7 protein-coding genes are annotated in these 11,827 nt (G+C 27.1%); 4 read left to right on the top strand and 3 right to left on the bottom strand.

What is annotated here, in order from left to right:
• Window positions 1–153 precede the first annotated feature (153 nt).
• The gene (locus QZV03_RS03345; protein ID WP_296874292.1) at window positions 154–1,347 is read left to right on the top strand and encodes a hypothetical protein; all 1,194 of its coding nucleotides are present in this window, start codon (window positions 154–156) and stop codon (window positions 1,345–1,347) included.
• Between the two features lie 223 nt (window positions 1,348–1,570).
• Here QZV03_RS03345 and QZV03_RS03340 read toward each other — a convergent pair whose 3' ends face one another.
• From QZV03_RS03340 to QZV03_RS03330, 3 genes are read right to left on the bottom strand one after another with little or no spacing between them, the layout of a single operon-like run.
• Window positions 1,571–3,388, bottom strand: a complete 1,818-nt coding sequence (locus QZV03_RS03340; RefSeq protein WP_296874291.1) for a right-handed parallel beta-helix repeat-containing protein — start codon at window positions 3,386–3,388, stop codon at window positions 1,571–1,573.
• Window positions 3,389–3,447: 59 nt separating this feature from the next.
• Window positions 3,448–4,935: a hypothetical protein gene (locus tag QZV03_RS03335; protein WP_296874290.1), complete on the bottom strand. Its 1,488-nt coding sequence runs from the start codon at window positions 4,933–4,935 to the stop codon at window positions 3,448–3,450.
• A gap of 22 nt (window positions 4,936–4,957) precedes the next feature.
• Window positions 4,958–7,828, bottom strand: a complete 2,871-nt coding sequence (locus QZV03_RS03330) for a lectin like domain-containing protein (protein ID WP_296874289.1) — start codon at window positions 7,826–7,828, stop codon at window positions 4,958–4,960.
• Between the two features lie 837 nt (window positions 7,829–8,665).
• Between QZV03_RS03330 and QZV03_RS03325 the strand changes: the two genes are divergently transcribed.
• From QZV03_RS03325 to QZV03_RS03315, 3 genes are all read left to right on the top strand, one after another.
• The gene (locus QZV03_RS03325; RefSeq protein ID WP_296874288.1) at window positions 8,666–10,777 is read left to right on the top strand and encodes a hypothetical protein; all 2,112 of its coding nucleotides are present in this window, start codon (window positions 8,666–8,668) and stop codon (window positions 10,775–10,777) included.
• Between the two features lie 94 nt (window positions 10,778–10,871).
• The gene (locus QZV03_RS03320) at window positions 10,872–11,060 is read left to right on the top strand and encodes a hypothetical protein (RefSeq protein WP_296874287.1); all 189 of its coding nucleotides are present in this window, start codon (window positions 10,872–10,874) and stop codon (window positions 11,058–11,060) included.
• A gap of 146 nt (window positions 11,061–11,206) precedes the next feature.
• Window positions 11,207–11,542 carry a type II toxin-antitoxin system VapC family toxin gene (locus QZV03_RS03315; protein ID WP_296874286.1) on the top strand — a complete coding sequence of 112 codons (336 nt, stop codon included), beginning with the start codon at window positions 11,207–11,209 and terminating at the stop codon, window positions 11,540–11,542.
• Window positions 11,543–11,827: the final 285 nt, after the last annotated feature.

Genomic DNA, 11,827 nt, shown 5'->3' with positions numbered 1-11,827 from the left:
TTGCATTAATGCCTGAGGTATTGATGTCTGTTTGTTGATTTAAACTATTTTTTCAAAGGTAATCCTATTGATAGTTTTTCCTTTAATGTAACTAATTTTTTATTACTTTTTTTATTATATTATTTATATAAAATAAATAATAAAATATTGATTATGACATTGCAGGAAGAACTACAAATCAATATTGTAATGAGTAACTACAACCAGAGAAGCGGAAGCTATTCATCCGACTATGATTATCTCTTTTTGGATAATCTATCTGACAGTCCATATGCAGATCTTTTCAGAAATGACTTGAAAAACTTGAAAATCAAAACAAGGAACAATACTAATTGTGCGATATTATACATTCCAAGTTATGGATCTCAGCCGGCAGCTATTCTGGTGAGAGTTCCGGTCGGTCAGATCTCCCAGACCACAAAGTTATTGCTGGATGTTTATGATACTTCAACAGTCTTCAGCAGTACTTTATCTCCTGGTGGGGATGTGTTAATGTTCGATGCAAATTCTGACACATACTCCCAATTTTTCATGAGCTACTCAGGTTTAAGTATCAACAATGATTCAACGGATGGGGGCAGATTTTTAAGAGCTAGATTTGTTCCAAGTATTGATGGAAGTTCACCAACATCATTATTTACAACATTCGCCTCTGGTGGTAGTCTATCAAACAATCGTGTTACTGTTGCAAGATTTAAACGGATTTCCGGTTGTGTGGATGTTAATGATAATGCAACATATCATGGAACAACAACTGGAACATACATGATGCAGACTGATTACAATCTCACACCATATCAGGTTGACAGAAAATCCACATCACTAAATTGGGGAGGCAGTAAAGCGTCATTAATGTTTAACGGTGCAGAAACTTTAGTGCAGGTCAATTCAAATGATACTTATGCTTCAGGAAGTGATGAGGATGGTGATTATAAACAGTATCATTTCCATGGCAGGGTATCAACAGGGTTCAGTGATGTGTCAGATTATCTTGAAGGATTCAACAAAAACAATCCGACTAAAATCTACAACAACAATTATGGTGAAGTTGATATTGCTCCTTCATGGTATGCAACAGATGAATTTGAAGAATTCAACTATGTAGATTTAAAATGGTTATTAATATTCCCGTCACCAATACTTGCAGCTAATGGCATTCCGAAAATAACAGTAACAGAACGTGAAACAGAAAAACACGGCATACGTTTATATAAAGGAAAGCATGAATATCCAAAAGCTTATAAAGGTTCCAAATTATTATGGGATGCAGATGATGAAAATCTTGAAGATACTGGACTTCACATTCCAGATAAGATTATAAATAAAGACTGGGACTGGGTGTTTTAATTGAATTATTTATAACTCATAGATGAGACTTAAGGAAATTTAAACAAACTCTTTGGATGGTTAATTGGTCATGTAAAATTATTAATGTAATGCTCATAGAAACACTATTATTAATTGCACACATTAAAGTAGGTATTATAAAAAATATAAACTTCTTGCTGGATGAATTGGTTAATTAAACAATAGGGAGAATCAATTATTAATTCTCCCCATTAAATTTTCACTATTTAATGTTTATTTTAATTTTTTTTACTGTTTTATTGAAATATGCATCTCCATTATATACAATTTTGGCAGAATATTTTCCTTTTTTAGTTAATTTAAGTTTAAAAGTAGCTTTTCCATACTTATTTGTTTTTACAATGTTTTTCTTTTTGGATTTGGATTTTTTATTGGATTTTGATTTCTTATGATGTTTTTTACCTATTTTTTTCACAATCAACCTAATTTTCGCATTTTTAATTGGTTTTCCTTTATTATCTTTTAAAATAACTTTATATTTTTTATGTTTCTTTTTTAGTTTGAATTTTTTATTATTGGCCGTAATCTTAACAGGTATTTTTTTAATGATTAAATTTTGATTAAAAACAGCATCATAATAATTATGATTGCCTTTAAATGAAATTATTATTTTATACTTGCCTGGTCGTAGATTTTTTACTAATAAATTAACTTCTCCCTGAGAATTTGTAGTTTTGATAGATTTTATTACGCCTGTAATTTCTACAGTGACAGAAGTATTTGTAATTGGAGAATCCATATATCCTTTAAAGAAAATTTTTAAGTATTCTATACTTTTATAAAAATATGTTAATGGATTTAAAATAATATTTGGAGTTATTTTTATGATTGTACTGTTATATTCATTTCCCCCATATATATTACTCCCATCTTGATTATAGTTTCTAATGAACATTGAGTTATTCACAATGCCCTGAGTTTCATTGTTGAGGTAGTATACTCCCGCACCATATTCGGCATTATTCTCAATGAAGGTGGAGTTATTTATAATGGATTTACCTTCATCTTTATAATATACACCACCACCATTTTTTGCAGAATTTTGAATAAATGTGGAATTTTCAATTATATTATTTTTTCCTTTATTGTTGTAAATTGCACCACCGTATTCTGATTTATTTTTGATAAATGTGGAGTTAAAAACGCTATTATGGGTCCAAGTATAATATATTGATCCACCTCTTTTTTGTGCTTCATTGTTTTCAAAAAATGAATTTGAAATAGTGGAATTAGAATGATCCATATGATATAATGCACCTCCATAATATGCTCTGTTATTTTTGAAACTAGATGAGTTTACTCTCAAATTAGTGTCTTTTAAAATACTGAGTGATCCACCATATCGTGTTGCATAATTGTTTATGAAACTTGAATTTTCAACAGTACTGCTACTATTGAGACTATAGAGAATTGCTCCTCCATTACCGGAAGTTGGACTTATATTAGCAGAATTGTTGTTAAAAACACAATTTTTTATTGAGGTCAGTGAATATGAGTCTTGAAAAATTGCTCCACCATCACCTGCTTTATTGTTTATAAAACTGCTATTAACAATATTGGCTATTGTATTTTCATTGAAAAATATTGCTCCTCCTGCCCATGCTTGATTATTAATAAAAGTGGAATTTATAATATTTCCAGTGGAATTAACTTCAAAAAGTACTGCACCAGCACTTCCCAATCTCGCATTACCATTGATGAATTTGATATTTTTTAATGTTACATTTTTCGCTTTAATGATAAAGATTTTTGAATTTTGATTTCCATCAATTATATGTCCTTGCCCATCAATTGTTAAACTTCGATTAATGATAATTCCTTCATCATTGTCTCCTTTTTGGTAGGAATAATCATTATTTAATATGAGTTCGGTTTTATTTAAATCATCAATTTCTTTGCTTAAATCTGTGAAATTTTTGTAGTCATTATCATCTTTTAAAAGTATATTATCTTCATTTTGAAATTTATCTGTACTATTTTCATTTGCACTTACAAATGATGTTGTTAAAAGGATACACATAATTAAAAGAAATAGTACTAGTATTTTATTCTTTTTAAAAATAATATTAAAACCTCCTTTTATATTTTTTCATGGTATTTGAAATATCCTATTATTAATAAGATAATTACAATGATAATTAAGTAGAATGAAAGCATATCATTTTTTATTTTAGGAATAGCTTTTTTTATAATCTCGTGTGATTTTTTAGTTTGGAAAATTGAATTTGATTGAACAGATGTATCATAACCAATTTTGGAATTTTTTACAGTTTCTTTTGAATTCAAAGTATTTTTAATTGAAGGTGAATTTTTGCTTCCATTATTTTTTATAAATTTGCCTGGATGTCTTGAATTATTAGATGTTGTATTTCCTTTTATGAAACTTGAATTGACCGAGGTTATATTTTCTTTCATGAAACTTGTATTAGTATCCTCAATATTTTGTTGAATAGTATTATTATTTTCATTATCAAAATCAAAACTATCTTTGATTACAAAGGATGTAATATAATAGAAGTCTTCAGTCCTGTAATCTCCCAAATTTTCTATCTTTAGAGTATGAACTCCTGAACTTAAATTTTCAAAAGACACATTCCAATTATTTTCTTCATACAAATACAAAGGTAATTCTTTAGTAATATTATCAACAGTGATATCTGCCCAATCATTATAATACTCAGTCTGATTCATTAAATTAATTTTAATGCTATTTCCATTAATAATGTAATTTATATTCATTTTTGGTTGATATTTATTTGCTTTAAACAATAAGGAATCCATAGTTCCATCAATAAAATTAATAACTGTAAAATTATAAATTCCTTCTTCATAAATGTCTGAATCTATAATAATTGGATTATCCAAGCCATAAATTGATTCTTTATAAATGTGTTTATTATTTTTAATAATAATTCCCATCAGATGAGAAAATACATATTCTTCATCATAATATTTTTCTAAGTTATCAATATTGATAATGCATTGAGCAGGTTTGAGAAGATTATAGTATGTAAAATTTGAAATATGGATTGTTTTATCTTTTTTAAGAATATTTAATGTAGAATTATACCTATATGATATCATATATGGATTATCTTCATTAAATTTGAAATTTAAAATTGAATTTTCATCAAGGAATGTATTTGCATCTTTAGAAATAAAATTATTGAAACTGAATATTAAAGAAAGATTATGCAAACCTATATCAATATTTGCTTTACTATTGTTGTGAAAAGATTCGGAATTATATGTAGGAATATGAATTATTTCATTTTTAGTGAAATCCCATACTCCATAATTATTACCATCGATTAAAACTGTTACTTCTCCATCACTAGGACTATCAATATGGATGGGTATCTCTCCTTGATAAAGTTCAATTACATCAAAATCATTAGTTGAAACGTTATTTTGAAAATTTTGAGAAAAATCATTATTTATTTCAAAATATTCACAAGATTTATTCTGTATTCCCGTCTGATTATCATTTTGCGCACTAACAAAAGAAATTTGTAAAATAAATAATAAAAAGACACAACTCACAAACAAAAATTTTTTGTTAAACATAAATTATCACTTTTTATTAAATTTAACTCTTCATAATGGTTAGCTTATGATTAACATTCACTCGATATAATTTACTTTTTGAATAAAATTTTATGTTATATGTTTTACCTTTTTTAAAATTATATTTTCCAATTTTAAAACTGGCTTCACCATTTTTATTAAATTTAATTTTATATATTTTTTTAGATAATTTGAAATATACATTTAATTTTTTTTTCGTATTTAAACTTAATTTAAGCTGCCCATTATATTTTACTTTCTTTTTTAAACCCTTTAATTTTTTAATTTCTTGATAAACATATGCAGATTTGGTTCTTGGATTATAATTGTCATCTCCTTTAAATATGACTGTGATTTTAAGGGGATTTTTTACTAATTTTTTATTAATAATAAATTCTCCATTTTTATTTAATTTTTTATTTTTATAAGTTTTTGAACCAAGTTTATATGTTATTTTTTTATTTTTCAACGATTTTCCATCGGAGGTTAAAGTAACTTTTATAGAATTACCAATTTTAACATCATTTAAATTAATATTAACATTCTTTTTAACATTCTTTTTAACATTCTTTTTTTGATTTATTATTAATTTTATAGTTTTACGAACATCATCGTATTTGTCATTGCCAAAGAAATGAATACGAACGTTATATGTTCCAGGATTATAATTGCTATTAATTGTTATTGAAGCTTGACCTTCATCATTAGTCATAACAACATGCTCTTCATCATCGATAATAAATGTTAATTCAAAATTTTTCAATCGTGTATTATTTACATCAAATAATGTGGCTATAATATTTTTATTTTCACCATCAATCATGCTCAAATCATTTGCTTCAATTTTAGTAGGAATTAAATCTCTATATTCAGTATATGCGTGTAATGCAAAGTTTAATTTATTCGATCCATTAGGATTTAAATCTTCCCATATTCCATTGCTAAAATAAAATGATTCATTAACATTTGAAGATACCTTAGAATAAGGATACCCCGGGGCTTCAATTGGAAATGATACAGTTCCATTATTGGAGGATATTAAAACTGCAACTTTATATGTTCGACCTTTGGTTATATTTATGGGAGTATTAAGATTAATTGTGTGAAATCCCGAATAATTAAGTTGTATACTTGTGGGATTGCCAATTTGGTGATTATCTATAAGGACATAAACACTACAATTAACAGCCTCATTAACATAAACGCCGCATGCAGTTAATGTTTCATTAGAATTGGCTGTCCATTGATTGGCATACATTGCTTGAGATAATTTAGTATTATACCATATATTTACCCCTAACGGAGAATAATGATAATTTTTACCAAAATTAGTATTGTTTTCAACTGAAGTAAATGCAAATCCTGTTGCTCCGCCCATTGTACTTATAAAAGAACGGGCTAATGTAGTATCATAATAAGATACATAATAATAACCATTATCCCCAACATTTGAACCATAACTATTTTTCACAATAAAAGCACCATCTTCCATATTCTCTGTTTGAGCTCTGAAGTTCGATTTAGGATAATTGTCATCCCAGCCAACAATACATATTGCATGCCATGTTGCATTTTTTGGAGGTTCAGAGAAAAAATAATAATTCTCATCCTTCTCATAGAAAATAGAATTATTCCAATATATAGAAGTAACAACACTTCCATATTCGTATATTGCCTGTTTAATTTCATCATTATCTTTTGAATTCTTGCGGGGTGAGATATATTTAATTTTTTGAACATGTTTTATAGCTTTATAATCTTCAATAACATCATCATCAATATATTGATCCTGTTGTTCTAAAACTGGGCCACTCCAACGAATAAAATAAGCAAGAGGCATAGATAACAAATTACCATCATTGACATCATAATCTGCACCATATTCCCCAAGAGAACTCATCACATTTTTCAAATTGTTTTCAGAAAAATCATAATCAGAAATATCTAAATCTGAAAAATCATATGATATTCTTTCATTTTTTAGCAAATATGATTCTAATGCTGCAATTGATGCAAACGCCCAACAATTGTTAGTATCATATTGGTTTTTTACAGAAGTAACATAGTTTTGTCCATTAACATTTCTTGAATCATAACTTGAAGGTAAATCTGAAAATTTTTCAATTGAAGGAGTTGAAAGAACATTATTTATCTCACCAGGCACATCTAAAGATAAGGTATAGTTTTCTTCCCATTTTAACCAACCTAAATATAATTCATCAACCAAATATTTATTAAAACGTTCATAAATAATATCTGGATAATAGGTATTTAAAACATGACCTACTCTTTGATTTATAGGGATATAATACTCATAACCTCTATGTATATTTATTGTACGACCGTCATATAATTTTCCGGTAGTTGTTTGGGTTGCATAAAGAGAGTATCCAATATCTCCATCTTCATCTTCCAAATGATTATTAAATTTGAATCCTTTTTCTTTAATTAAATATTTGATAAAATTCAAATATTCATTAGTTGAATTAAAAGATTCAAAATATTCATCAATGTCATCATCATCTAAGTCATCATCAGAATCTTCATCATCATCCTCATTATCATCCTCATTATCATCCTCATTATCCTCTGAGTCATCATCAGAATCTTCATCTTCATCCTCATTATCATCTGAGTCATCATTTGAATTCTCATCATCATTTCCTATTAAATCATGATAATCATGACTTTCAATACTTGCATCATTATTTTCAGAAACAAGTAAATTATTGTAATCGTCAAACTCTGTTGATTGTTCATTAATATTCATTGAAATTGAATCTGCATGTGACATTAAATTCATATTTTCATTATATGATGCACTAATTGTGCTAAGACAAGACATCATTACTATCATTAAAGAAACTACAAATAATACTTTGTTTATTTTCATTCAAATACCTCGATTAAATTAAAAATTTATTATGAAAATTATAAATGTTGCTAAAGTAATTATTATTTAATAGTTGTTTTAGAAACTATCACATAAATAATTTCTGATTTGCACATATAGATTAAATTTAAACAAAACAAGTGTATAATATGTAAAAAGAATAAAATATAACAAAGCATAGTTAAAAATCAAAGTTTTAAAAATAATGAAATAATAAATGGGTTATTCATACCGATGCCTTAAAATAAAATACTTAATAAATTGATGACTTAATATTAGATTCAATGGGTGAAGAAAAGTTCGATGAAAAAATAAATAAATAAAAAAATTTAGTGCAACTAAAAGGTTATAAAAAACTTTCACAAAAGCAGTAAAAGATTTAATTCATAATAAGAAATGATGAATATGTCATTGATTCATTAATTGGGTTTCAATTGCTTGAAATCTTGAAAATATTAATATTGGATTATTAATGAATGATGAAATGAGATTATTATCATTTTAGACAATTATATGTTACATCATAACAAGGAATTCATAAAATTTTCCGATTTATTAAAAAATTAAATTGATCTATCTCCCAACATAAGCTCAGGGTATAATCCAATAAAATTATCCTGGTTCGATTAAAAGAATAATTCACGATTCGGTAATCACGAAATGTAAAAAATTTTAATATTTGGAGAAGAATACAATTGTGTTATTTATATGGGTAATTTTATGAAAACTGCATGAAAAAATTTTTATGGTAATTTTGGTTTTTAATTATAAATAATACTTAAAATAGAAGTTAATAATATATATTTCAGTATGTATTATAATTTAAGGAGATTTAAAATGTCAAAAAAGATATATTGTTTATTATTATTATTATTATTTTTAATGCTTTTTGCCGTTTCATGCGTGTCTGCAAATGAAAATATTAATAATACTTCAACAAGTGATGAAAATGTATTAAATGAAATTACAGAAGTATCAGACACCAATGAAGGTATATTAAATGATGATGCACTTGACTCTGAACTTGATGTCGAAGCGGATGTTAATGAAGAGTATGGTTATATCACCATCAACATAACCACAAATTCTGCTGCAACAGGCAATGTCACATACAACATTATCAACTCAGCAAAGGAAATTGTTGTTAATGACACAGTATTGCTTAATGGAGGTGAAGCAATAATTGGAAATAATGATTTCGTCCTTCTGAAGGACATATACTCTGTAAATATTTATTATTGGGGAGATTCAATATATTCATCTACAACAAAAAATATAACATTTGAAGTTACAAAAATCATTCCTGATTTAAATGTTGTTTATACTCTTGATGAATACGCTATTGCACATATAACTGCAACAATTAATGATAATGCAACGGGAAATGTAACCTTTAGAATCTCCCGTGAAGGTGATGAAGATGAAGATTGGAATATAGAAATTGAAAATGGAATTGTTGAAGATGAATTTTATCTAGATAGTGGGATATATTATCTTTACGCTGAATACAGTGGTGATGACAACTATTATAGCGCATTTACAGAAAAAATTGATATAAATTTAACCAAAGAAAGCCCATACATAGAAATTGAAGTTTACATATCTGAAACTGGAATGGTATGTGTCAATGTAACGTTAGAAGATGATGCAACCGGAAACATAACTGTTAGATTATATGATGTATCTAATAAGGAAGTCATTAATGGTACTTTCAAATATGGTGATAAATGTCCATTCCAGTTTGAATTGGATAAGGGAACATATGAAGTTAAGGTAATCTATAGTGGGGATGAAAAATATTATGGTAATATTGAATCAGATTATATTGAAATTAATAAAGAAACTACGGAAGTAGAAATAGAATCGACTGTAGATGAATATGGAATAGTACTTATCAATGTGACATTAAATAAAACTGCAACTGGGAATGTTACATTTATATTCATTAATAATAATACTGGTGAACTATTTAATGTGATTAGTAGTGTTATTAATGGAACGGTACAATATAGGAAGTTAGAAGATTTCACAAAAGGTATCTGGACTGTTACTGCAATATATAATGGTGATGATTGCTTTTATGTAAACGATGCAACAGATTCATTTACAATAGACAAATCAGTTCCTAAAGTTACCAGCACTGTAAGAGTTAATCAGGGCAGATTGTATATTATTATAAATATGCCGGCAAATGCGACTGGCAATGTAACCATTAAAGATATTGCCTCAACATACAATAGGACCGAAACGATTGTAAATGGTACTGTATCAATTAGTGATCTTTGGGATCTCGGTAACTACACCGTTTATATTCTGTGGGGAGGTAATGAAAAATATTATGCATTATTTGAACATTATGTTGATTTTACAGTTAAATTAACTCCCTATATATCCTCTAATCATGTTTCTGCAGTTTATAATAAAAATGGTAAAGCTACTATAACATTAAAGGATCTATTATCTGGAAAAGCTCTTGTGGGGGCTGAAGTTCAAATCAATGTAAATGGTAAACCATACAAGGGTGTAACAAACAGCAATGGACTTGTATTTATTTCAATTCCTGCAAATATGGTACCAAAGACATATGTTGTAACTATATTCTATGCTGGAAATGGTACATATTATAAAGATTCTTCAGTAACCTTCAAATTCACTGTATTTAAGGCAACACCAAAAATTACTGCTAAAAAGAAAATATTCAAAAAGGCTAAAAAGGTTAAAAAATACTCAGTTATATTAAAGGACAATGCAGGTAAAGCAATTAAAAAAGTGCAGATTAGTATTAAAGTAGGCAAAAAAACTTTCAATGCAAAAACCAATGCTAAAGGTAAAGCAGTATTTAAATTCAATAAATTAACCAAAAAAGGTAAATATATATCTACAGTCATATTTAAGGGTAACTCTTACTATAACAAAGTTACTAAGAAGATTAAGATTGTAATCAAATAGAATCGCTTACATCTATGCATTACGAAACTTAATCGTAAATAATTTTTTTTATTTTTTTTTACACTGTGACAATAAGATTATGGGGTTGAAACTCATGATGGTGGAAGTAACAAATAAATTAAATAGTTCATTAATAAAACAGATTCAAATGTTGGCAATTGAAAAAGAAATGACTGAACAGGAATTAATTACTGAATTTATTATTAATGGTATAAACCAACTTCAGCAGGATTCCTATGAAGTTCCACAAATGCTGCAGATAGATGAAACAAAAAACCATTAAAAGATGTTTCAGAAATCAGAAAATTATTAGGTCATGACAAAACCGAAAGCAGAATAAGTCTCAATGATTATGTGGGTATCATATCAAGTCCTGAACCTACAGACAGTTTGAAAGAAAAAAGAGAAACATATAATCGAGGTTAAAACATGATATTTTTAGACAGCAGTTTTATAACTGCAATGTTCAATGACAGAGATAGTAATCATCAAAAAGCAAAACAACTGCTAAAAGCAGTACCAGAAATAAATACTGAACCCAAAGCCATAAACAATATAGTATTCAATGAAGTATTGAACAAACTAAATAAACCATATTATCATGCTAAAAGAGAAGAAATATTGAATTTCTTATATGGGTTGGATAAGATATATTTCGTAAAAGAAAAACACTACAACGAAGCAGTTAACTTAATGAAATATTATAAATACACAGTTAACTACAGTGACTGTTTAATACTTTTATCTCTAAAGAAAACAATATGACTGCTATTGTCTCATTTGACAGTGACTTCAACAAAATAAAAGATATAACAAATATTTACTTATAAAACAGCTTTTTGGTAAATAAAACTACATATGACTAAATTACAATGATTAATGATATATTGAAAACATATAGTGGAAAATTTAAATAATAATCCTTTACTCTTTTTCAAACCAAAACCATACAGACTCTTTCAAAAACTTTGTTGATTTGAAATTTTTTGATGAAATTGGTTTGGAATTTTTAATTTTATCTAAAAATAGTTAAATTTAATAAATAGGTGG

Source organism: uncultured Methanobrevibacter sp., assembly GCF_902788255.1.
GTDB lineage: Archaea > Methanobacteriota > Methanobacteria > Methanobacteriales > Methanobacteriaceae > Methanocatella.
This window is presented reverse-complemented; position numbering and strand designations above follow the sequence as displayed.